Source organism: Cupriavidus basilensis (assembly GCF_000832305.1).
In the GTDB taxonomy this organism is placed as follows: Bacteria; Pseudomonadota; Gammaproteobacteria; order Burkholderiales; family Burkholderiaceae; genus Cupriavidus; species Cupriavidus basilensis_F.
The window spans coordinates 2,347,905-2,369,150 of sequence record NZ_CP010536.1; the positions used below are offsets into that span (position 1 = coordinate 2,347,905).

At 65.2% G+C, this 21,246-nt stretch carries 20 protein-coding genes and 1 pseudogene; 2 read left to right on the forward strand and 19 right to left on the reverse strand.

Annotated elements, in window-relative coordinates:
* Positions 1–37 precede the first annotated feature (37 nt).
* Both RR42_RS10995 and RR42_RS11000 read right to left on the reverse strand, forming a co-directional pair.
* Positions 38–1,024 (reverse strand): tripartite tricarboxylate transporter substrate binding protein, encoded by a 987-nt coding sequence (locus RR42_RS10995; protein WP_043346594.1) that lies wholly within the window; start codon positions 1,022–1,024, stop codon positions 38–40.
* Between the two features lie 116 nt (positions 1,025–1,140).
* The gene (locus tag RR42_RS11000) at positions 1,141–2,169 is read right to left on the reverse strand and encodes an alpha/beta hydrolase (RefSeq protein ID WP_082054872.1); all 1,029 of its coding nucleotides are present in this window, start codon (positions 2,167–2,169) and stop codon (positions 1,141–1,143) included.
* 253 nt (positions 2,170–2,422) lie between these two features.
* Between RR42_RS11000 and RR42_RS11005 the strand changes: the two genes are divergently transcribed.
* Together RR42_RS11005 and RR42_RS11010 are read left to right on the forward strand one after the other, a co-directional pair.
* A complete protein-coding gene (locus RR42_RS11005) occupies positions 2,423–3,571 on the forward strand; it encodes an iron-containing alcohol dehydrogenase (RefSeq protein ID WP_043346596.1) in 1,149 nt (382 codons plus the stop codon).
* Positions 3,572–3,651: 80 nt separating this feature from the next.
* On the forward strand, positions 3,652–4,173 hold the full coding sequence (locus RR42_RS11010) for an O-acetyl-ADP-ribose deacetylase (protein ID WP_043346598.1): 522 nt from the start codon (positions 3,652–3,654) through the stop codon (positions 4,171–4,173).
* A 141-nt stretch (positions 4,174–4,314) separates the two neighbouring features.
* On the opposite strand, the gene RR42_RS11015 is transcribed toward RR42_RS11010, so the two are convergent.
* From RR42_RS11015 to RR42_RS11095, 17 genes and pseudogenes are all read right to left on the reverse strand, one after another.
* Positions 4,315–4,596 (reverse strand): helix-turn-helix domain-containing protein, encoded by a 282-nt coding sequence (locus RR42_RS11015; protein WP_043346601.1) that lies wholly within the window; start codon positions 4,594–4,596, stop codon positions 4,315–4,317.
* Entirely contained in the window at positions 4,593–4,919 is a 327-nt protein-coding gene (locus RR42_RS11020) for a type II toxin-antitoxin system RelE/ParE family toxin (RefSeq protein ID WP_043346603.1), read from the reverse strand. The genes RR42_RS11015 and RR42_RS11020 overlap by 4 nt, the downstream gene beginning before the upstream one ends.
* A gap of 86 nt (positions 4,920–5,005) precedes the next feature.
* Positions 5,006–5,716: an aspartate/glutamate racemase family protein gene (locus RR42_RS11025; protein WP_043346605.1), complete on the reverse strand. Its 711-nt coding sequence runs from the start codon at positions 5,714–5,716 to the stop codon at positions 5,006–5,008.
* 141 nt (positions 5,717–5,857) lie between these two features.
* Entirely contained in the window at positions 5,858–6,778 is a 921-nt protein-coding gene (locus RR42_RS11030) for an alpha/beta fold hydrolase (RefSeq protein ID WP_043346608.1), read from the reverse strand.
* Positions 6,779–6,880: 102 nt separating this feature from the next.
* Positions 6,881–7,783, reverse strand: a complete 903-nt coding sequence (locus RR42_RS11035; protein WP_043346611.1) for an SDR family oxidoreductase — start codon at positions 7,781–7,783, stop codon at positions 6,881–6,883.
* A 169-nt stretch (positions 7,784–7,952) separates the two neighbouring features.
* On the reverse strand, positions 7,953–8,888 hold the full coding sequence (locus RR42_RS11040; protein WP_043346612.1) for a glutathione S-transferase family protein: 936 nt from the start codon (positions 8,886–8,888) through the stop codon (positions 7,953–7,955).
* A 206-nt stretch (positions 8,889–9,094) separates the two neighbouring features.
* Complete coding sequence (locus tag RR42_RS11045) at positions 9,095–9,916, reverse strand: SDR family oxidoreductase (protein WP_043346615.1); 822 nt, start codon at positions 9,914–9,916, stop codon at positions 9,095–9,097.
* A gap of 4 nt (positions 9,917–9,920) precedes the next feature.
* Positions 9,921–10,775, reverse strand: a complete 855-nt coding sequence (locus tag RR42_RS11050) for a class II aldolase/adducin family protein (RefSeq protein ID WP_043346617.1) — start codon at positions 10,773–10,775, stop codon at positions 9,921–9,923.
* Positions 10,776–10,840: 65 nt separating this feature from the next.
* On the reverse strand, positions 10,841–11,851 hold the full coding sequence (locus RR42_RS11055; RefSeq protein ID WP_043346621.1) for an NADP-dependent oxidoreductase: 1,011 nt from the start codon (positions 11,849–11,851) through the stop codon (positions 10,841–10,843).
* Positions 11,852–11,937: 86 nt separating this feature from the next.
* Positions 11,938–13,335 (reverse strand): serine hydrolase domain-containing protein, encoded by a 1,398-nt coding sequence (locus RR42_RS11060; protein WP_144409815.1) that lies wholly within the window; start codon positions 13,333–13,335, stop codon positions 11,938–11,940.
* Positions 13,336–13,431: 96 nt separating this feature from the next.
* Entirely contained in the window at positions 13,432–13,875 is a 444-nt protein-coding gene (locus tag RR42_RS11065; RefSeq protein ID WP_043346623.1) for a PaaI family thioesterase, read from the reverse strand.
* Positions 13,876–13,965: 90 nt separating this feature from the next.
* Complete coding sequence (locus RR42_RS11070; protein WP_043346625.1) at positions 13,966–14,748, reverse strand: SDR family oxidoreductase; 783 nt, start codon at positions 14,746–14,748, stop codon at positions 13,966–13,968.
* A 70-nt stretch (positions 14,749–14,818) separates the two neighbouring features.
* Positions 14,819–16,669 carry an acyl-CoA dehydrogenase gene (locus RR42_RS11075; protein ID WP_043346627.1) on the reverse strand — a complete coding sequence of 617 codons (1,851 nt, stop codon included), beginning with the start codon at positions 16,667–16,669 and terminating at the stop codon, positions 14,819–14,821.
* A gap of 218 nt (positions 16,670–16,887) precedes the next feature.
* Positions 16,888–17,028 (reverse strand): annotated as a pseudogene (locus RR42_RS11080) (phenylacetic acid degradation protein); the annotation flags it as partial.
* A gap of 35 nt (positions 17,029–17,063) precedes the next feature.
* Positions 17,064–18,242, reverse strand: coding sequence for an acetyl-CoA C-acyltransferase (locus RR42_RS11085; protein WP_043346629.1), 1,179 nt, complete (start codon positions 18,240–18,242; stop codon positions 17,064–17,066).
* 128 nt (positions 18,243–18,370) lie between these two features.
* The gene (gene pncA, locus RR42_RS11090; protein WP_043346630.1) at positions 18,371–19,006 is read right to left on the reverse strand and encodes a bifunctional nicotinamidase/pyrazinamidase; all 636 of its coding nucleotides are present in this window, start codon (positions 19,004–19,006) and stop codon (positions 18,371–18,373) included.
* 91 nt (positions 19,007–19,097) lie between these two features.
* Entirely contained in the window at positions 19,098–21,179 is a 2,082-nt protein-coding gene (locus tag RR42_RS11095; protein WP_043346634.1) for a 3-hydroxyacyl-CoA dehydrogenase NAD-binding domain-containing protein, read from the reverse strand.
* Positions 21,180–21,246 lie beyond the last annotated feature (67 nt).

The window sequence follows — 21,246 nt, forward strand, 5'->3', positions numbered from 1 at the left end:
GACAGGGCGGCGCCGGCATAAAGCGGCTAAACCGGGCTTATTGCGGCTTGTTCAGCCCCAGCTTGTCGATGATGGCCTTTTCCTTCTTGACCGTATCGGCGGCGAAGTGCGCGTATTGCTCGCTGCTCATATAGAACGGCTCCATGTCGAACTTGGCCAGCGCATCGCGATAGTTCTGCATTTCCATGGCCTTCTTGAAGCCGTCATGCAGCTTCTTGACGATCTTCGGATCGGTGCCCTTGGGTGCCACCACGCCGAACGGCGAGGTCTGCACGATGCCCAGGCCCAGCTCCTTCAACGTCGGCACATTGGGGAAGCGCGCCGAGCGCTTCTCGCCCCAGGTCGACAGCAGGCGCAGCTTGCCGGACTCCACGTACGGTGCCCAGGCCGGGGTGTCCGCCACCGACATCACGTGCCCGCCCAGCAGGGCCTGCATCGATTCCGAGTTGCCCTTGTACGGAATATGCGAGAACTGCACGTTCTGCTTCATGGCCAGCTCTTCCATGGTCAGGTGCAGCGTGGTCATCGAGCCCGGCGAGCCGTAGGTCAGGCGGCCCGGGTTGGCCTTGGCGTAGGCGATGTAGTCCTGCATGGTCTTGATCGGCGAATCCGCCGGCACAACCAGGCCAAACGAGTACCCGGCCAGGTTGATCACGTACGACAAGTCCTTGACCGGATCCCAGTTGATCTTGGTGGTGTACGGCAGGCGGTAGACCGGCATGGCGACCTGCGCCAGCGTGTAGCCGTCCGGCTGGGTCGATTGCATCAGCTGGGCGGGCAATACGCCGCCCGCGCCAGGCTTGTTCTCGATGATCACCGGCTGGCCGAGGATCTTGGAAGCGTTTTCCGCCAGCACGCGGAACGGCAGGTCGGTGGAACCGCCCGCGGTATAGCCGATGATCAGGCGAATCGGCCGTTGCGGGAAATTGTCCGCCTGCGCCAGGGCCGGCGCGCTGGCCAGCCCCAGGGTAGCCGCGGTGGCGGCGAGCGCGCCCGCATGGGCGAGGAAATGGCGGCGTTGCATGAGTCTGTGTCTCCTTTTGCTACTGATACAAGTAATGCACTACACGTAAAGCCAATGAAACCCGGGGTTCTGCGACCGCTTCGATCTGGCTGCCGGCCCCTGCCGGCGAGTCCCGCTCAGCCGTCGAAGGCAGCACGCAAGGCGGCGACCGCATCGCCGTGGGCGTCGGCCACCGCCGGGACAAAGCGTCCCAGCTTGAAAAAATCGTGGATCATGCCCTGATAGTCCGCCAATTGCGCCGGGACACCCGCGGCGCGCAGCTTGGCCGCGTAGGCCACGCCTTCATCGTGCAGCGGGTCGTAGCCCGCCACGGCGATCCAGGCGGGGCAGCAGCCGCGCACGTCGGCACCGGTGCCACCACCGTCCAGCGGGGCAAAACGCCAGTCGTCGCGGCTGGTTTCGCTGTCCAGGTATTGCGAGAAAAACCACTGGATCATCGGCGCGGTCAGCAGATAGCCATCGGCCAGCGCGCGATGCGAAGGCGTGTCCTGGCGGGCGCAGGTGCCAGGATAGATCAGCATCTGCAGGACAGGCTCCAGGCCCAGATCGCGCGCGTGCACGGCGCAGGCGCTGGCCAGGGTGCCGCCCGCGCTGTCGCCGCCCAGGGCGATACGGCTGGCATCGGCGCCCAGGCGCGCGGCTTCGGCGAAGACCCACGCCATGACATCGAACGCATCGTTCGCCGCATGAGGAAACTTCCACTGCGGGCCAAGCCGATAGTCCACCGACAGCACCATGCAATCAGCCTGCATGCACAGCAGCCGGCTCAGGGGATCGTGCGAGTTGACGCTGCCCACCGTGAAGCCGCCACCATGGAAGTACACCAGCAAGGGCAACGGCTCGGCCCAGCTGGCCTCGCGCGGCGCATACAGCCGCACCGGGATGTCGTAGCCATCGCGCGCGGCTACCGTCAGGTTTTCCACGCTGTGCACGGGCAGCGGCGCGATATCCATGATGGGCGCGCTCTTTTCGTACGCGGTCTTGGCGTCGGCCGGGTCCAGTTCGTGGATGGACGGACGCTTCACGCGCCCGATCAGCTCCAGCAACGCCGCCACCTGCGGGTCGAGCGGCACCGGCGGCATGCCGGGCAAGGCAAGCACGGGCCACGCGGGCGCAGCGGTGGAATCAGGCGGGACAGCGGACATGGACACTCAGAATCAGTAGCAACGAACCTTCGGCAGCAGCCGAATCTCCAGTGGCGTCAGCGCCACTGGCGTTCGAATTGTGAACGATCGTTCGATTTTAGTATGATTCCAGATGTTTCTGCAGCAAAGCATATGAAATTTCCCTGGGGCTGGTCAGGGCGGCAGGTTTTGCGCGATCATCGACCATCGTCAGAAAAGCCAGAAGTCAGAAGCCAGAAGAAATGGAAAACCCTCACCGACGGAGACAGCATAGATGGCCTTCATTTATTACCTGACCCACATTCACCTGGATTTCGGCACCATCAGCCAGCTCAAGGCAGAGTGCGAGCGCATCGGCATCCGGCGCCCGCTGGTCGTCACCGATAAAGGCGTGGTTGCCGCCGGGGTGGCCCAACAGGCCATCGTGGCCCTGGGCGGCCTGCCGCACGAGATCTTCGACGAAACCCCTTCCAACCCGACCGAAGCCATGGTCAAGAAAGCCGCGGCGCAGTATCGGGATAGCGGCTGCGACGGGCTGATCGCGGTCGGCGGCGGCTCCTCCATCGACCTGGCCAAGGGCATCGCCATCCTCGCCACCCATCCCGGCGAGCTGACCACCTACGCCACCATCGAAGGCGGCAGTGCCAGGCTCACCGAGCGCGCCGCGCCGCTGATCGCCGTGCCGACCACCTCGGGCACCGGCAGCGAGGTCGCGCGCGGCGCCATCATCATCCTGGAGGATGGTCGCAAGCTCGGCTTCCACTCCTGGCACCTGTTGCCGAAATCCGCCATATGCGACCCGGGCCTCACGCTCGGCCTGCCGGCCGGCCTGACCGCCGCCACCGGCATGGACGCCATCGCGCATTGCGTGGAAACCTTCCTGGCGCCCGCTTTCAACCCGCCCGCCGATGGCATCGCCCTGGACGGCCTGGAGCGCGGCTGGAAGCATATCGAACGCGCCACCCGCGACGGCCAGGACCGCGACGCGCGCCTGAACATGATGAGCGCCTCCATGCAGGGCGCCATGGCCTTCCAGAAGGGACTGGGCTGCGTGCATTCGCTATCGCACCCGCTCGGCGGCCTCAAGGTGGACGGCAAGACCGGCCTGCACCACGGCACCCTGAATGCGGTGGTGATGCCGGCGGTGCTGCGCTTCAACGCTGACGCGCCCAGCGTGGTGCGCGACAACCGCTACGCCCGCCTGCGCCACGCCATGGGCCTGCCCCAGGACGCCGACCTGGCCCAGGCCGTGCACGACATGACCGCGCGCCTCGGGCTGCCCACCGGTCTGCGCCAGATGGGTGTCACCGAAGACATGTTCGACAAGGTGATCGCCGGTGCACTGGTCGACCATTGCCACAAGACCAACCCGAAAGAGGCCAGCGCCGCGGATTATCGGCGTATGCTGGCGGAATCCATGTAAGTGCCGCGGCGGGCCAGCAGCACAGGTGCGCGCAACAGCCGGGGCGATCCAGCTTTACCACCCAGCACGGAGAAGAGGTCATGACAGGGGAACACCTGCAGGTCTTGCACGGAGACATCACCCGCATGGAAGTCGACGCCATCGTCAATGCCGCCAATAGCGGCTTGCTCGGTGGCGGCGGTGTCGACGGCGCCATCCACGGCGCTGGCGGTCCCGCCATCATGGCCGCCTGTCGCGGCATTCGCGAAACCAAGGGCGGCTGCCCCACCGGCCAGGCGGTGATCACCACCGGTGGCCTGCTGCCCGCGCCTTACGTCATCCACGCGGTCGGCCCGGTCTGGCAAGGGGGCGACCACGGCGAGGACGCCCTCCTTGCCAGCGCCTACCAGGCCAGCATCGCGCTAGCCGCGCAGCACAAGCTGCGCACCATCGCCTTTCCCAATATCAGTACCGGCATCTACGGTTTCCCGCGCGAGCGCGCCGTGGATATTGCCATCGAGGCCGTACGCAAGGCCCTGGTGGCCGCACCCACCATCGAGCAGGTCAGTTTTGTCTGCTTCGATGACGAGAATTACCGGTTGTATCGGCACAGGTTGAGTTGAATGGCTGACGGGAAATCGGCATTCTCCTGCGATTTCCCGTTTTGCTGTTTTGCTGTTTTTCTTCGCTGTCGGCGCCCTCTTTCCGGGTGTTCACTTCTTCGCCTGCCACTTCAGGCTTTCCCGCGAGAGACGTTACCGTACTCAGGCAGCATCCAATTCGATATGCACACGCCGGCCAAGGGCGGTAGCGATATTCACCAGCGCGTCAAGGGAGAACCGGGATACGCGCCCACGCAGCAGGTCATTGATCCGCGGTTGGGTAACACCACAATGGCTGGCCGCATCGGCCTGTTTCCAGTCATTGGACTTGATGATAGCCGCGATTTGTTGCATCAATTCCGCCCGCGCGCAGAGATTGGCGGCTTGTTCCGGGGTGTCCGCAATGGCATCCCATACGCTGTTAAAAGTTTCGATGTCAGTCATTTGGCACCTCTCATGAGCTCCATGTACCGGATCCTGGCCAGATCGATATCGCGCTGCGACGTGGCCTGTGTTTTCTTCTGGAAGGCATGCAGTACGTAGACCGCGTCGGCCAACCTCGCCGTGTAGACCACACGATAGGTTCCTGAATCGTCCCACACGCGAATCTCTTCTACACCCTTGCCAATGTCGGGCATGGGCTTGAAGTCGTCTGGCTGCTGCCCACGCTGGACCTTGTCCAGTTGGTAGCCGGCATCTTGCCTGGCAGGCTCCGGGAACTCTCGCAAGGACTTGAGCGAGTTTCCGAGGAATCGGATTAGCTTCATCGCTCGAATATACTGATTTGGATATAAAAAAACAAGTCCTTTGCGACAACGCCTGCGATGCGAGCCGAACCCGTCCCCTTCCCGACCTAATTCGCCACCACCACCCCCTCCAACGCCAGCCCCACCGCAGCCTGCGCATGCAAAGCCGTGGTATCGAACACCGGCAGCGCCACGTCATCCTGCCCGATCAGCAGCGCGATCTCGGTGCAGCCCAGAATCACCCCGCCCACGCCCTGCGCCTGCAAGCCGCCGATGATGCGCCGGTACACATCGCGCGAGGCGTCGCGCACGATGCCGTGGCATAGCTCGTCGTAAATGATCGCGTGGACCAGCGCGCGGTCGGCGGCGTCCGGGACCACGACTTCGATGCCGTGCTTGTCCTGCATGCGGCCGCGATAGAAGTCCTGCTCCATGGTGAAGGCCGTGCCAAGCAAGGCCACGCGCCGGATGCCGGCGGCGCGCAATGCTTGCGCGGTGGGATCGACGATGTGGAGAAAGGGAATGTCGAGCGCGGCTTCCAGGACAGGGGCCACCCGGTGCATGGTGTTGGTGCAGAGCAGCACGAAATCCGCGCCGGCGGCCTGTACCTGCAGGGCGGCTTGCCGCATGGCTTCGCCGAGTTCGTCCCAGCGTTGCGCGTGCTGCAGTGCCTTGATCTGCTCGAAGCTGACCGTGACCATGACGCTGCGCGCGTTGTGGTGGCCGCCGAGACGTTGTTTCATGTCCTGGTTGATCAGGCGGTAGTACTCGGCCGAGGATTCCCAGCTCATGCCGCCGATCAGTCCGATCGTCTTCATCTTGACCTTCCTTGCGCACCGGCGCCGTCGAATCAGGTCAATGTAGCAGCAGGCGCCGCCCCGCCCCATGCACACTGCGGCGGGTTCCGACCGGGCCAGCGCAGGCGCGCATGCCTGACGCGGTCTGGCATGCACGACAAATCAGGGCAAAGCGCTCCGGATCAACAGGTTGATGCGCTCCGGCTGCTCGTGGATGACCCAGTGGGTGCCATCCGGAATGCGTTCCAGCCGCATGTCCGGGATGAACTTGTCCAGGCCATCCAGCAGGCTCTTGGGCAGCGCGGTGTCGCGCTCGCCCCAGACCACCAGCGTCGGCACACGCACGGTGAAGGCGGCGGGATCGAGCCTGGAGATATCGGGAGGCGTCTCGCCAGGGCCCGGCGGATGCATGGGCGACGCGCGGTAATAGTTCACACCGCCGGTCAGCGGGTGAGAGCCGCCGGCGCCGGGCTGCGACCAGGCCGCGTGGTATTTCTCGCGGGTCTCGCCGGTAAACCAGGGCGCGGGCTGCTTGCCCTGCCCATTCAGGAAGCCCTCGAGCTTGGCGAAGCCGTCCGCCGCCAGCGCTTGTTCCGATCCCGGCTCGCGCAGCCAGTTCATGTAGGCCGACGCGGCTTGCTGCTGGGGATCGCTGGTCAGCGCCTTGGCAAACACATAGGGATGCGGCGAATTGATGATGACCAGCCGCTCCACCATCTGCGGAAACTGGATGGCGAGGTTCCAGCAGATTGCCCCGCCCCAGTCGTGCGCCACCACCACGCAATGCGAGTAGCCCAGCGCGTTGATGAACTGGACCAGGTCCTCGACGATGTGGCGGGGACGGTAGGCCTCGACTTGCGCGGGCTTGCTGGAGAGGTTGAAGCCGCGCAGGTCCGGCGCCACGGCGAAGTGGGTCTTGCCGAACTCGGCCAGCTGGGCTTCCCACTCGTACCAGAACTCGGGAAAGCCATGCACGAACAACACCAGCGGCTTGCCGCGCTCGCCGGCGCTGGCGTAGTGCAGGCGCGTGCCATTGGGCAAGGTGGCGTACTGCAGATGGCGAATGACTGCAGGTTTGGTCATGAATTCCTCCCTTGCCGCAATGGCTGTCTCTGGCTGTCTGTGGCTGTCTGTGGCTGTCTCTGGTGGACTTGCTGCTGGCCGCACCTGGCGGCTCCCCCTCGGTTATCCGCGCAAGGCGGCGATGAGCCCGGCGCGCACTTCCGGCTTGTCGGCGAACGGGTCGCTTGGGTTGCGTTGGCCAATGATATCTTCGAAGCGCTGCCGCACGGGATCCAGTTGCTGCGGATGCGAGTAAATATAGAAGCCGTTGTCGCGGATGGCGTCGAAAGTAAGTTGTGCCACTTCGGCGGCCGTGACCTTGCCCGAACTGACCGCTTTGTCCGACATGGCTTGCGACACCAGTTGCGAGCGCGTGGGCGGAGCGTCATTGGCCAGCCCGGCCGGCCGGTTGCGGCCCGATTGCGTGATGCCGGTCGGCACGAAATACGGGCACAGCACCGAGCAGCGCACCTGCTCGCTGACCAGGCTGAGATCCTGGTACAGCGATTCGGACAGGGAAACCACGGCGTGCTTGGAGACGTTGTAGACGCCCATCGCGGGCGGGCTGAGCAAGCCGGCCATGGAGGCCGTATTGACGATATGGCCTTCGAACGACGGGTCCTTGGCCGCGGCCGCGAGCATCAGCGGGGTAAAGATGCGCACACCGTGGATCACGCCAAAGAGGTTGACGCCCAGCACCCACTCCCAGTCGCGCTCGGTGTTTTCCCACATCAGGCCGCCCGCGCCCACGCCGGCGTTGTTGAACAGCAGGTTGACCTGGCCAAAGGTGGCGATGGCGGCATCGGCCAGCGCCTGCACCTGCTCGGCCTTGGACACATCCACGCGCACGCCGATCACCGGCACGCCTTGCGCCTTGAACTCCGCCACGGTGGCATCCAGCGCGTCCTCCTGCACGTCGGCCAGCACCAGCTTCATGCCGAGTCCCGCACCCAGCTTGGCGAATTCCTTGCCGAAGCCCGATGCACCGCCGGTGATCACAGCCACCTTGCCTTGGAATTGCTTCATGTTGTCTGCCTCTCGTTGCTGTCGTTGTGATGGGATTGCCTTGCCGCGCGGGTCTTAGAGGCCATTTCAAAAAGATTCTGGCGTCGTTGCGCGGCCTTGCCGTACCAGTTGTACTGTCTGCGGCCGCGCGCCTAGCCAGAACCGCTTCGCTTCATTTTGAAACAGCCTCTTAGCCCGCGTGCTGCACTTGATAGCCTTGGCGCGGGAAATGCACGTTGACCGCGCCTGCACGCGGGTCCTGGCGGCGCAAGGTGGCACGGTGGGCGTCCAGCGCCACCAGCACGCCGGCCACGGGATCGCGCGCGTAGTCCGTTGGCGTCACGGTGACCGCATCACCCGCTTCGAAGCCGCTGCCGGCAGCCACCCCGCCAGGCAACGCTGCCGGATCGGCGTACCGTGCCACCTCCAGCGCCGACGCCGCGCTGACCACCCGCACCGTGCCATGGCCAAAGGCCTTCATGCGCGCATACCAGGCTTGCACCGCCGGATACGCATCCAGCAGCCTGGCCAGCTCGCTGGCGCGCTGGATGAACCAGACATTGTGGTACAGCGAAAAATCCGCCACCGACAGCTCGGCCCCGGCCACATGCGCCACGCCTGCATTAAATTGCTGCTCGAGCCGCCCGAAGGTTTCCTGCAGCATGGCGATGGCCTCGGGCAGCGGCATGCGCAGCGCATTGGTATCGCCACGCATGGCCTTGCGATCTGCCGAGAAAGCCTGCATTTGCGCCGGCGTGAGGTGGCCCAGCATGCTTTGCGCGCCGGCCGGCTGGAACAGGTAGGTGACGGCGGCGGTAAACAGCGCGGTATCGATCCAGCCAGCGACCAGGCGCGTGGTGGCGGCTTGCGCGGCAGGATAGAGCGGGCACGCGGGCGCCGCGCTGTCGATCACCTCGCAGATCAACGCGGTGTCGCAATAGATGTCGGCCCCCACCTGCAGGATCGGGGTGCGGCGGTAGCCGCCGGTCAGCGCCACCACGTCTGGCTTGGGCATGATGGGCGGGATTTCCACCGCTTGCCACGCCAGGCCCTTCGCGCCCATCAGCAGGCGGATCTTCTCGGAGAACGGCGACGTTGCGTACTGGTGAAGGATAAGGTCTGCCATGGTGTCGGAATCGCTTGTGTTGCCAGTCTGAAGCCAATCTATCGCCAATCTATAACCAGATTGAACTCAGGCTGAAATTTCTCTTATGCCTGCTGCCGGTGCGTCGGGCGGATGCCGCCACGGCTATCAGCAAGGCGCGTGCCTGTTATTGCTCGATCTCTTCTGTCACGCCGTCGTGCTGCCACGCTCTCACGCTCTCAACCGCACTACCGCCCCGTTTGCTTCAGCGCCTTGAGCGCCATGTTCTCGACCAGGCGCGGCGCCAGCAGCTTAAGCCACAGCCCAAGCCGGCCCTTGCCGGTCATCACCAGTTCGCGCTTGCGCGCGGCCATGGCTGCCAGCATCTGGCGCGCGCATTCCTGCGCGCTCATGGCCCCCTCCTCGCGCAGCCGGCTCTCGCCCAGTGGGCGGCCGTCGGGGCCGAAGCCATTGACGCGTGTATCGGTCGCCACCACGCCGGGGAACACCACGCACACATCCACGCCGGAGCCGCGCAGCTCGGCCCGCAGCGCCTCGCAGAATCCCGCCAGCGCGAACTTACTGGCCGAGTAGGCGGTACGGCCCGGCACGCCGATCTTGCCAGCCAGGCTGGACACCGCCACCATCAGGCCGCCGCGCTCGCGCAGGTGCGGCAGCGCCTCGCGCGTGCACCACATGGCGCCGAAGTAGTTCACGCGCATGACTTGCTCGTAGTAGCTGTAGTCCGATACCTGTTCGAAGTAGCCGTGGGCGGACACGCCGGCATTGTTGACCAGCACGTCGAGCCCGCCATACTGCGCCACCACCGTGGCCACCAGCCGCCGGCAGTCAAACTCGTCGGACACGTCGACGCGCCACACGCCGACGTCGGCGGCCGGGTGCTGGCGGCGGATGCGCTCCGCCAGCGCCTGCAGCAGGTCGACACGGCGCGCCGCCAGCGCAAGCCGTGCACCCTGGCGCGCCAGCAGCAGGGCCAGTTCGGCGCCAATGCCGTCGGACGCGCCGGTGATCAGCACGACCTTGCCAGTGAATGGAGCAAAGGCGGCCATGACTTCAATCCAGCAGGTCGGGCTGTTCCTTGACGATGCGGGCATACAGCGGCTGGAACTGGAACCAGCCCGCCTGCGCAGTGCCAACGATCGAGTACGCCTGGCGCGCCGCGGCGTCGGAGATCACCTTCAGCGGCGCATTGGTGCGCCCGGCGGCGGCCTCGGCCAGCAACTGCACCTGGCATGAGCGCTCCATGGTGATGAACCACCAGGCGGCTTCGTCCACCGTCTTGCCCACCGTCAGCAGGCCATGGTTCTGCAGGATCGCGGCCTTGTTGCCGCCCAGCGCGTTGGCGATGCGCTGGCCTTCGTCCAACTCCACCACCACGCCGCCGAAATCGTCGTAGAGGGCATGGTCGTTGTAGAAGGCGCACACGTCCTGCGTCAGCGGGTCGAGCGTGCGGCCCAGCGTGGACCAGGCACGGCCATAGGTGCTATGCGAGTGCGCGGCGGCGACCGCATCCTCACGGGTCTGGTGCACGCGCGAATGGATGGCGAAGGCCGCGGCGTTGACCGGGTAGTCGCCCTCCACCACGTCGCCATGGTGATCGCAGCGGATCAGGTTGGACACCTTGACCTGGCTGAAATGCACGCCGAACGGGTTGACCCAGAACGTATCCGGGAACTCGGGATCGCGCGCGGTGATGTGGCCGGCCACGCCCTCGTCAAAGCCGAACTTGGAAAACAGCCGGAAGGCCGCGGCCAGCCGCTGCTTGCGGTGCAGGCGCTCCTCTGCCGGTGTATCGAACTTCGGCGGGCGCGGCAGTACGCGGTACTTGGCCTTGACCGCTTCGGACAGGCCGGCGGCCATTTCGTCCTGGTCGGCCTGGGGCCTGGTGCTTTGTGCAGGGGCATTCATGGGGAATCTCCTTGATTGACCGCTGCCGCGCGCAGGCATCGAGGCGGCGCGCGGCAACTACGGACTTAAACCAGCTTGACCAGTTGCTTGCCGAAATTCTTGCCCTTGAGCAGGCCCATGAACGCTTCCGGCGCGCTCGCCAGGCCTTGCGCGACGCTCTCGCGGAACTTGAGCTTGCCTTGCGCCACCGCGGTGCCCAGCTCTTGCAGCGCTTGCGGCCACACGTCCATGTGCTCGGACACGATAAAGCCTTCCACGGTCAGGCGCGACACCAGGATCAGCTGCGGGTTCTTCAGCGGCATCGGCTGGCCATCGTAGCCGGCGATCATGCCGCAGATGGCGATGCGCCCAAAGGCGTTCATGCGGGCGAGCACGGTGTCGAGGATCTCGCCGCCGACGTTCTCGAAGTAGCCATCCACGCCGTCCGGGGTGGCTTCCTTGAACATCGTGTACAGCGCCTTGCTGTCCTTGGCCGCCTTGTAGTCGACACAGGCATCGAAGCCGAGTTCATTGACCACGTAGTCGCACTTGTCCTTGCCGCCGGCAAAGCCGACCACGCGGCAGCCCTGGAGCTTGGCCAGCTGGCCCACCACGCTGCCGACCGCGCCGGAGGCCGCGCTCACCACGATGGTCTTGCCGGCCTTCGGCTGGATGATCTTGTTCAGGCCATACCAGGCCGTGACGCCGGGCATGCCGACCGAGCCGAGGTAGGCCGACAGCGGAATATGGGTGGTATCGACCTTCTGGATGCCGATGCCATTGGTGACGCCCATTTCCTGCCAGCCGAACATGCCGACCACCTTGTCGCCGACTGCGTACTTGGGGTTCTTCGTCGCCACGATCTCGCCAACCGTGCCGCCGATCATCACGTCGCCCAGCGGCTGCGGGGTAGCGTACGACTTGCCTTCGTTCATGCGGCCGCGCATATACGGATCGAGCGACAGGAAATGATTGCGGACCAGCACCTCGCCTTCGCCGATCTCGGGCACAGGCACCTCTTCCAGGCGGAAGTTGTCAGGGGTCACGGCGCCGGTGGGACGCGATGCCAAGACGATGCGCTTGTAGGTGTTCGACATGATGGCTTCCTTACAGTGAAATGGACAAGGACACTCGCCCTTTGTCGCTCGTTGTCGTTCGTTGTGGGTAGTTGCCAGCTAGCTGGTCAGCTTGCCGGCTTGTTTGGTAATTTCATCAATGACAGCGCCAGTGCCCGATACGCGCGATGCGTGACGGGGTCGTTGGCGCCGTTGGCGGCGATGGGATGCGAGGCGTAGCGCACGATGGTGAGCTCCGCCTTGGGATCGACGTAGATACGCTGGCCGTGGATGCCGCGCGCCTCGAACACGCCGTGGTCGTCGTTCGAGACCCACCACATCGAGCGGTAGCTCCAGCCGGGCAAGGTGGCATAGCCAGCCTTGGCAAACTTGCCGGGATCGCCGCCGCGGCGGATGTCCGCCACCACTTCGGCCGGGATGACCTGCCGGCCATTGAAGCGGCCGCCGTTGCGCATGGTCTCGCCAAAGCGGGCCAGGTCGCGCAGCGTAGTGTTCAGGCCGCCGCCACCGGACTCGCTGCCGATGCTGTCCACCATGAAGTAGGCATCGTTCTCCGCGCCCATTTTTTGCCAGACGCGCTCGGAGAGCAGCCTGGCCAGCGACTGCCCGGACACGCGCTTGACGATCCAGGCCAGGACTTCGGCATTGACCGTCTTGTAGGCGAAGACCTGGTCATGCTCGCCGTCCTTCTTCAAGGTGGCCAGGAATTCGTAGAACGTCCTGGGTCCGGCATAGCCGGGCTCGAGCGGCATCATGCCGCCGGCGCGGCTGTAGTCCCAGATCTCGGCCTTGGGATCGGCGTAATTCTCCGAGTACTTGACGCCCACCGTCATGTCCATGACTTCGCGCACGGTCGCATCGCCGTAGGCGGTGCCCGCCATCTCCGGCAGGTAGCGCGTAACGGGCGCGGCGGGGTCCAGCTTGCCGTCCGCCACCAGCATGGCGGCCAGCGTGCCGACGAAGGACTTGGTGACCGACATGGCGATGTGCGGCGTATGGTCGTCCAGCGCGCCGAAGTACTTCTCATAGACGATCCGGCCCTTGTGCATCACCAGGATGCCGTCGGTATAGGTCAGGCCGAGCATGTCGCTGAACGTGCGGCGGGTGCCGTCGGCATCGGTAAACGGCACGCCACCGATATCGCGCTCGGCACGCGGCAGTGCCGAAACCGGGCCGCGCCCGTGCCAGACCGAGGCCGTCGGGACCAGTTCGCGGATATGCGAAAAGCTCCAGCGCGTGCGCGGAAAGCCGTTGCTGGCAGGGGTGAAGCTGATGACCTTGGCGGCTGCGGGAGGAAAGCCCTGCATCCAGCCCGCCGCGACGGGATCGGTGGCGGCCGCGTCCGGGAACACCGGCGCGGCAGGCGCCGCAACCGGCGCGCCGGCCGAAGGAACAGGTGCATTCTGGGCTTGGCCCGGCTGATACATGGCAAGGGCTCCTGCGCCGAAGGCGGCGAGCACGGTCAGTTTCAATCGCCGCGTGGCGGCAATCCGTTCAAACAGCATCTTGTCTCCTTTTTTTTGTTTTACAGCTGCTGCGCGCCGCCGGCTCTGGCGGCCCTGCCGGTCTTATGGCTGATATCCCTTCTCCGTCCCGCGGCCTCAGCCGTCCGCGCCGGTATCCGAAGCGCCGCTTGCCGCCCGCTGCGGCGGCACGCGCTTGACGAACTTGAACGTGCCCGACCCGCGCGACACGGTCTTGCCATCGGCGTCGACGATCTCCGCCTCGCAAAAAGCCATGGTGCTGGTACGGTGCACGCACAGGCCGCGCGCGATGAGCTTGCCGCGGCCGGGCGCCATGAAACTGGTCTTCATCTCGATGGTCACCACCCCGCGGCCATCGGGATCGGCGCCGCGACCGGCGATGGCCATGGCCACGTCGAGCAGCGTCATCAGCACGCCGCCATGGGCCATGTCCCAGCTGTTCTGGTGACGCGTTTCCAGCGCCAGTTCGATCTCGCTGCCCTCCTTGTCCATGCGGGTGCATTGCACGCCGAGATCGGCAAGGAAAGGAATCTTGAGGGGAAATCCGTTGGTTTTGGTCATGATTGCTAGTGTGGCGAAGACGATACGGCTGGCCGGCCGGCGCGGCGGAACGCCCGCCCCGCATGAGCCAACCGCATTGGAGCATGGACTTTATACCGCGCTCACGCCGCCATCCACCGCCAGCACCTGGCCGGTGATGTGCTTGCCGGCGGCGCTGGCAAACAGCAGCGCCGCGCCCTTCAGGTCTTCGTCGTCACCCAGCCGGTGCAGCGGTACCGATGCGCACATGGCCTCCACCCCAAGGCGGTCCAGCGAGCCCTGCGTCATCTTGGAGGGGAAGAAGCCCGGCGCCAGCGCGTTCACCGTGATATTGTGCTCGCCCCACTCGGCCGCCAGCGTGCGGGTGAAGTTCACCACCGCGCCCTTGGAGGTGTTGTAGGCAATGGTTTCCATCGATCCCGGCGGGTTGCCCGCCAGGCCGGCGATGGAGGCCACGTTGATGATGCGGCCATAGCGGCGCGGAATCATCGACAGCTTGCCGATGCGCTGCGACAGCAGGAACACGCCGCGGATATTCAGGTTCATCACCTTGTCCCACGCTTCTACCGGGTGATCTTCGGCAGGCGCGCCCCACGTGGCGCCGGCATTGTTGACCAGGATGTCGATATGGCCCAGCTTGGCCAGGGCCTCGTCGGCCAGGCGCACGATATCCGCATCGCGCGCGCCGTCGGCGGCGATCCACTCGGCATCAATGCCCAGCGCCTTGAGGTGGGCTTGCGCCGCTTGCAGCTCATCGGCCTTGCGCGCCGACAGCACGATGCGCGCGCCCTGCTCGCCAAGCGCTTCGGCGATCTGCAGGCCAAGCCCGCGCGAGCCGCCGGTGATCAGTGCCGTCTTGCCCGTCAGGTCGAACAATTGCTGGATGGTGTTCATGGTGTCTCCCGATTGGTTTTGACGCGCGCAGCAAGGTGCGCGCGCTCGATGATCTTGTGCCGGGCGCCGGTCAGAACCAGGCGTCCTGCATATCCAGCGTGGTGCGGTCCAGCGACGCCAGCAGGTCGAGCTGCGGGCCCACCTTGGGCAACTCCCAGCGGAAGAAATACGCCGCTGCCGCCAGCTTGCCGCGATAGAAGTCCTGGTCCTCCTGGCTCCTGGCGCCAGCAAGCGCGGCCTGCGCCACCAGTTCCTGCTCCAGCCACGTCCACGACAGCACGACATGACCGAAGGCCTCCAGGTAGACCGAGGCGTTGGCCAGCGTCACCGTGGCGTCGCCCGCCGCCCACAACGCCTGCGTGACTTGCGCCACGCGCTTGACGGCGGCGCCCAGCGCCTTGGCGTGGCTACCCAGCTCGGCATCGCCGCTGGCCAGGGCGCGGCCGATGGTGGCCTGGATCTCTTCGCCCAGCACGTTGAAGGCCGCGCCGTCCTTCATCACCACCTTGCGGCCCAGCAGGTCCAGGCCCTGGATGCCGTGCGTGCCTTCATGGATCGGGTTGAGGCGGTTGTCGCGGTAGAACTGCTCGACGTTGTATTCGCGGGTGTAGCCGTAGCCGCCATGCACCTGGATGGCCAGGTTGTTGGCTTCCAGGCACCACTGCGACGGCCAGCTCTTGGCGATGGGCGTGAGGATATCGAGCAGCAGTGCCAGGCGTTCATGCTCCGCACCCTCCGCCGCACGCTCCTGGTCCACCAGTTGCGCGCAATACAGGTTGAGCGCCAGGCCGCCTTCCACATAGCTCTTCTGCGCCAGCAGCATGCGGCGGATGTCCGCATGCTCGACCAGCCGCACCTGCGGGCTGGCCGGATCCTTGCCCCCAGGGCCGATCGGGCGGCCTTGCGGGCGGTTGCGCGCGTAGTCGACCGAGTGCAGGTAGCCGGTATAGCCCAGCATGACTGCGCCCAGGCCAACGCCGATGCGGGCCTCGTTCATCATATGGAACATGCAGGCCAGGCCCTTGTGCGCCTCGCCCACCAGGTAACCAATGGCACCCGCCTTGCCGCCCGGTTTGTACTTCATGCCTTCGCCGAAGTTCAGCAGGCAGTTGGTGGTGCCGCGATAGCCCATCTTGTGGTTCAGACCGGCCAGCACCACGTCGTTGTGCTCCCCCAGGCTGCCGTCTGCGTTGACCAGGTACTTCGGCACGATAAACAGCGAGATGCCCTTCACGCCCGGGATCAGCTTGCCGTCCGGGCCGGGGATCTTGGCCAGCACGAGGTGGACGATATTGTCGGAGAGCTCATGCTCGCCGGCCGAAATCCACATCTTGTTGCCGCGCAGGCGGTATTGCTGGCCGAGCGGCGATTCGCCCTCATAGTCGGCGCGCGTGGTGATGTCCGACAGCGACGAGCCGGCCTGCGGCTCGGACAGGCACATGGTGCCGAAAAAGCGGCCTTCCATTTCCGGCTTGACGAAGGTCTCCACCTGCGCCGGCGTGCCGTGCGTGAGCAGCAGGTTGGCGTTGCCGATGGTCAGGAAGGGGTAGGAACTGGTGCCGACGTTGGCGCCCTTGAAGTAGGCAAAGCCGGCCTTCTCCACCACCACGGGCAGTTGCATGCCGCCGATGTCGTAGTCCTGCCCGGCGGCCATCAGGCCAGCCTCGCAGAAGGCCTTCAGCGCAGTCTTGACCTCGGGGATGATGCTGACGGTCTCGCCGTCGAAATGCGGCTCTTGCTGGTCGTTCTTCTTGTTATGCGGCGCGAACAGGTCGGCGGCGATCTTCTCGCAGGTATCGAGCGCGGCGTCGAAGGTCTCGCGGGAATGGTCGGCGTAGCGCGGAATGCGGGTCAGCCCCTCGACCTTGAGCCATTCGTACAGCACGAAGTTCAGGTCACGGCGGGAAAGGATCAGCGACATGGCAGGAAACGGCTCCCAGACTGAAAGGGAAATTCAAAGATGCGCGACCCGGCGGCGGCTGCATCAACTGCAAGCCTCGCGGCGGGGATCGTCGCTGTCTCCACAACGGCACGCTCTCGTGGCGCACCGCGAATTCTGTATCTCTAAATGGCGCGGGGAAAGAAAAAGGCGCTCGCGCGCCCGTCTCTTTCCTGCCGTGCTCAGCTACCTTCGCCCAGGCGGGCGATCAGCGTGTCGCCGATCGCCGGACGCAGGTAGTTGATCTTGTACTCGGAGGTCGCCACCGGCGCGGCCAGATCGGCGCCGACCATCACCGAGAAGGGCTGGCTGGCCAGCACCTCCCGGCCATGGGCCAGCATCGGGTCGGCGGAATCGCTCACGGTACCGGGCCGCCTCAGAAGACTTCGAACAGTCCGGCAGCACCCTGGCCGCCGCCGATGCACATGGTCACCACCACGTACTTCGCGCCACGGCGCTTGCCTTCGATCAGCGCATGGCCGACCAGGCGGGCACCCGACACGCCATAGGGATGGCCCACCGCGATGGCGCCGCCATTGACGTTCAGGCGGTCCATGGGGATGCCCAGGGTGTCGGCGCAGTACAGCACCTGCACGGCGAAGGCTTCGTTCAGCTCCCACAGGCCGATGTCGGCCACCGTCAGGCCAGCCTTCTTCAGCAGCTTGGGCACCGCGAACACCGGGCCGATGCCCATTTCGTCAGGCTCGCAGCCGGCCACGGCAAAGCCGCGGAACGCGCCCAGCGGCTGCAGGCCGCGGGCCTCGGCCACCTTCGAATCCATGACCACGACCGCCGAAGCACCGTCGGAGAACTGCGATGCATTGCCTGCCGAGACCACGCCGCCGGGCATGGCGGTGCGGATCTTCGACACGGCTTCCAGCGTGGTATCGCCGCGGATGCCTTCGTCGGCCGAGACCGTGACTTCCTTGGTCATCAGCTGGCCGGTCGCCTTGTCGGCCACGCCGGCGAGCACCGTGATCGGCACGATTTCATCGTTGAACTTGCCGGCTTCCAGGGCGGCGAAGGCGCGCTGCTGGCTGCGCACGCCGTATTCGTCCTGGCGCTCGCGCGAGATGTTGTAGCGCTTGGCCACGTTCTCGGCGGTTTGCAGCATGTTCCAGTAGATTTCCGGCTTGTTCTTGGTCAGCCAGTTTTCCTGGATCATGTGGCGGTTCATTTCCTGCTGCACGCAGGAGATGCTCTCCACGCCGCCGGCCACGAAGATGTCGCCTTCATCGGCGATCACGCGTTGCGCGGCCATGGCGATGGTTTGCAGGCCGGACGAGCAGAAACGGTTCACGGTGGCGCCGGGCACGGTAACCGGGCAGCCCGCGCGCAGCGCGATCTGGCGCGCGATATTGGCGCCGGTGGCGCCTTCCGGGTTGGCACAGCCCATCAGCACGTCTTCCACTTCGCCGGCGTCGATCTTGGCGCGCGCAATGGCGTGCTGGACCGCATGGCCGCCCAGGGTCGCGCCGTGGGTCATGTTGAAAGCACCCTTCCAGCTCTTGGCCAGGCCGGTACGTGCGGTGGAAACGATGACTGCCTCTTTCATGTCTTGCTCCTCGGTATCTCTGGTATCTGGTGACCTGCGGCGTGCGTTCACGTCCGGCAGTGTCATGCAATATGTCGTTGGCTGGGTTCAGCCGTGTCAGCTTGGCTTGGCTTGGCGATTCTTCGGGTTCAGGACAACAGCGCGGCCGATTGCATGCGTCGCACGCCCGCGGCTTCCAGGTCTTGCCGCGCACGCGCCAGTGACCCGTCGAGGTCGATGGCGCGGCAGGCATCCTCGACCACGACGGCCTCGAACCCCGCCGCGCGGGCATCCAGCGCGCTCCAGGCAACGCAGTAATCCGTTGCCAGTCCCACGCAAAACACCCGGCGCACGCCGCGCTCGCGCAGATAGCCCGCGAGCCCCGTCGGGGTGGCGCGGTCGGCCTCCATGAAGGCCGAGTAGCTATCCACCTCGCGATGATGGCCCTTGCGGATCACCATCTGCGCATGCTGCACTTCCAGCCCGGCATGCAACGCCGCGCCGTGGGTGCCCTGCACGCAATGCGTGGGCCACAGGACTTGCTGGCCATAGGGCAACGCCACGGTCTGGAACGGCTGCGTGCCGGCATGGTTGGCGGCAAACGAAACGTGATCGGCGGGATGCCAGTCCTGGGTCAGCACCACTCGTGCAAACGCCGTCGCGAGACGGTTGATCACAGGGACGACTTCATCGCCATGCGCCACGGCAAGCGCGCCGCCCGGCATGAAGTCGTTCTGCACGTCGATGACCAGCAGGCAATCTTCGGGGCCGTATTGCTTGGCCATGCCGCTACTCCTCGCTTGGTGACCGGTTTGCGATCCGTGATGAGAACCCCGCGCGGCCTGACTGCGCCGCGCGAAATCGCCTTGGCTGTGCTTAGCCGTTGAAGCCCTTGCCCTCGGCCGCCAGCTTGACCAGCAGCGGGGCTGCTTGCCAGGCTTCGCCGTGGTAGCCCTTGGCATAACGCGCCATCGACTGCGCCACATTGAACAGGCCAACCTGGTCCGCGTACAGCATCGGGCCACCGCGGAACAGCGGGAAACCGTAGCCGGTCAGGTAGACCATGTCGATATCCGAGGCCTTGGAGGCAATGCCTTCCTCCAGGATCTTGGCGCCTTCGTTGACCAGCGCGAACACCAGGCGCTCGACGATTTCCTCATCGGAGATCTTGCGGCGGGTGATGCCCAGGTCCTTGGAATGCTGCACGATCATGTCGTTGACCTGCTGGTTCGGGTACGGCTTGCGGTCGCCCGCCTTGTAGTCGTACCAGCCCGCGCCGGTCTTCTGGCCATAGCGGCCCAGTTCGCACAGCAGGTCGGCGGTCTTGGAGTACTGGATTTCCGGCTTGTCGATCGCGCGGCGCTTGCGGATCGCCCAGCCGATGTCGTTGCCGGCCAGGTCGCCCATGCGGAACGGGCCCATGGCAAAGCCGAACTTCTCGATGGCCTTGTCCACCTGCTCCGGCAGCGCGCCTTCGTCCAGCAGGTAGCCAGCCTGGCGGCTGTACTGCTCGATCATGCGGTTGCCGATAAAGCCGTCGCACACGCCCGATACCACGGCGGTCTTCTTGATCTTCTTGGCGAGCTGCATGACGGTTGCCAGCACGTCCTTGCCGGTCTTTTCGCCGCGCACCACTTCCAGCAGCTTCATCACGTTGGCCGGGCTGAAGAAGTGCATGCCGACCACGTCTTGCGGACGTTTGGTGAAGGAGGCGATCTTGTTGACGTCCAGCGTGGAGGTGTTCGAAGCCAGGATCGCACCCTGCTTCATCACTTCATCCAGCTTCTTGAAGACGATTTCCTTGACGCCCATTTCCTCGAACACGGCCTCGATGACCATGTCCGCGTCCTTGATCTCGTCATAGGACAGCGTGGTGGTCAGCAGGCCCATGCGCTGCTCGACCTTCTCTTGCGTGAGCTTGCCCTTCTTGGCGCTGTTTTCGTAATTCTTGCGGATCGTGGCCACGCCGCGGTCCAGCGCTTCCTGCTTGGTTTCCAGCATGATCACCGGCACGCCGGCGTTCAGGAAGTTCATGGTGATGCCGCCGCCCATGGTGCCGGCGCCGATCACGGCGACCCGCTCGATCTTGCGGGTTGCCGTGCCTTCCGGCACGTCAGGAATCTTGCTGGCGGCGCGTTCGCCAAAGAAGGCGTGGCGCAGCGCGCGCGATTCCGGCGTCGTGATCAGGTACATGAAGCCTTCGCGCTCGGCCTTCAGGCCAGCTTCGAACGGCTTGAGCGAGGCGGCCACGGCATCCACGCACTTCAGCGGCGCCGGGAAGTTCTTGGCAACGGCTGCCACGGTATTGCGCGAGAAAGCGATAAAGCCTTCCGCGTTCTCGTGCTTGACCTTCAGGTCGCGCACCTTGGGATACGGGCCGGGGTTGGCCGCCGCCGTCTTGGCAAAAGCCACGGCCGCGGGCAGCACGTCACCGTCAACGATCTCGTCGAACAGCTTGGTGCCGGCGAATTTCTCGCTGGGGATGGCGTTGCCCGACACGATCATGTTCAAGGCCGCTTCCAGGCCGATCACACGCGGCAGGCGCTGCGTGCCGCCGGCGCCGGGCAGCAGGCCCAGCTTTACTTCCGGCAGGGCGATCTGCGCGCCCTTCGAAGCCACACGGTAGTTACAACCCAGCGCCAGTTCCAGGCCACCGCCCATGGCGACGGAATGGATCGCCGCCACGACGGGCTTGCTCGAACCTTCCACGACCTTGATCACCGAGTGCAGCGTCGGCTCCTGGGTGGCCTTGGGCGTATTGAATTCACGGATATCGGCGCCGCCCGAGAAGGCTTTGCCGGCGCCGGTAATGACGATGGCCTTGACGGCCGCATCGTCCAGCGCACGGGTCATGCCTTCGACGATGCCAAGCCGGGTGCTCAGACCCAGGCCATTGACGGGGGGATTGTCGAGCGTGATGACGGCGACGCCGTCCTGAACCTGATACTGCGCTGTCATGCTGGTTCCTTTGGTAACTAGAACTAGAAGTTGTCTCGGGATTCGAATTCTCGAATTATGTTTTTCC

Excerpts from the sequence above, each read along its gene's own strand:
- RR42_RS10995 (WP_043346594.1), bottom strand. The coding sequence starts at position 1,024 with ATGCAACGCCGCCATTTCCTCGCCCATGCGGGCGCGCTCGCCGCCACC.
- RR42_RS11000 (WP_082054872.1), bottom strand. The coding sequence starts at position 2,169 with ATGTCCGCTGTCCCGCCTGATTCCACCGCTGCGCCCGCGTGGCCCGTG.
- RR42_RS11005 (WP_043346596.1), top strand. The coding sequence starts at position 2,423 with ATGGCCTTCATTTATTACCTGACCCACATTCACCTGGATTTCGGCACC.
- RR42_RS11010 (WP_043346598.1), top strand. The coding sequence starts at position 3,652 with ATGACAGGGGAACACCTGCAGGTCTTGCACGGAGACATCACCCGCATG.
- RR42_RS11015 (WP_043346601.1), bottom strand. The coding sequence starts at position 4,596 with ATGACTGACATCGAAACTTTTAACAGCGTATGGGATGCCATTGCGGAC.
- RR42_RS11020 (WP_043346603.1), bottom strand. The coding sequence starts at position 4,919 with ATGAAGCTAATCCGATTCCTCGGAAACTCGCTCAAGTCCTTGCGAGAG.
- RR42_RS11025 (WP_043346605.1), bottom strand. The coding sequence starts at position 5,716 with ATGAAGACGATCGGACTGATCGGCGGCATGAGCTGGGAATCCTCGGCC.
- RR42_RS11030 (WP_043346608.1), bottom strand. The coding sequence starts at position 6,778 with ATGACCAAACCTGCAGTCATTCGCCATCTGCAGTACGCCACCTTGCCC.
- RR42_RS11035 (WP_043346611.1), bottom strand. The coding sequence starts at position 7,783 with ATGAAGCAATTCCAAGGCAAGGTGGCTGTGATCACCGGCGGTGCATCG.
- RR42_RS11040 (WP_043346612.1), bottom strand. The coding sequence starts at position 8,888 with ATGGCAGACCTTATCCTTCACCAGTACGCAACGTCGCCGTTCTCCGAG.
- RR42_RS11045 (WP_043346615.1), bottom strand. The coding sequence starts at position 9,916 with ATGGCCGCCTTTGCTCCATTCACTGGCAAGGTCGTGCTGATCACCGGC.
- RR42_RS11050 (WP_043346617.1), bottom strand. The coding sequence starts at position 10,775 with ATGAATGCCCCTGCACAAAGCACCAGGCCCCAGGCCGACCAGGACGAA.
- RR42_RS11055 (WP_043346621.1), bottom strand. The coding sequence starts at position 11,851 with ATGTCGAACACCTACAAGCGCATCGTCTTGGCATCGCGTCCCACCGGC.
- RR42_RS11060 (WP_144409815.1), bottom strand. The coding sequence starts at position 13,335 with ATGCTGTTTGAACGGATTGCCGCCACGCGGCGATTGAAACTGACCGTG.
- RR42_RS11065 (WP_043346623.1), bottom strand. The coding sequence starts at position 13,875 with ATGACCAAAACCAACGGATTTCCCCTCAAGATTCCTTTCCTTGCCGAT.
- RR42_RS11070 (WP_043346625.1), bottom strand. The coding sequence starts at position 14,748 with ATGAACACCATCCAGCAATTGTTCGACCTGACGGGCAAGACGGCACTG.
- RR42_RS11075 (WP_043346627.1), bottom strand. The coding sequence starts at position 16,669 with ATGTCGCTGATCCTTTCCCGCCGTGACCTGAACTTCGTGCTGTACGAA.
- RR42_RS11085 (WP_043346629.1), bottom strand. The coding sequence starts at position 18,242 with ATGAAAGAGGCAGTCATCGTTTCCACCGCACGTACCGGCCTGGCCAAG.
- pncA (WP_043346630.1), bottom strand. The coding sequence starts at position 19,006 with ATGGCCAAGCAATACGGCCCCGAAGATTGCCTGCTGGTCATCGACGTG.
- RR42_RS11095 (WP_043346634.1), bottom strand. The coding sequence starts at position 21,179 with ATGACAGCGCAGTATCAGGTTCAGGACGGCGTCGCCGTCATCACGCTC.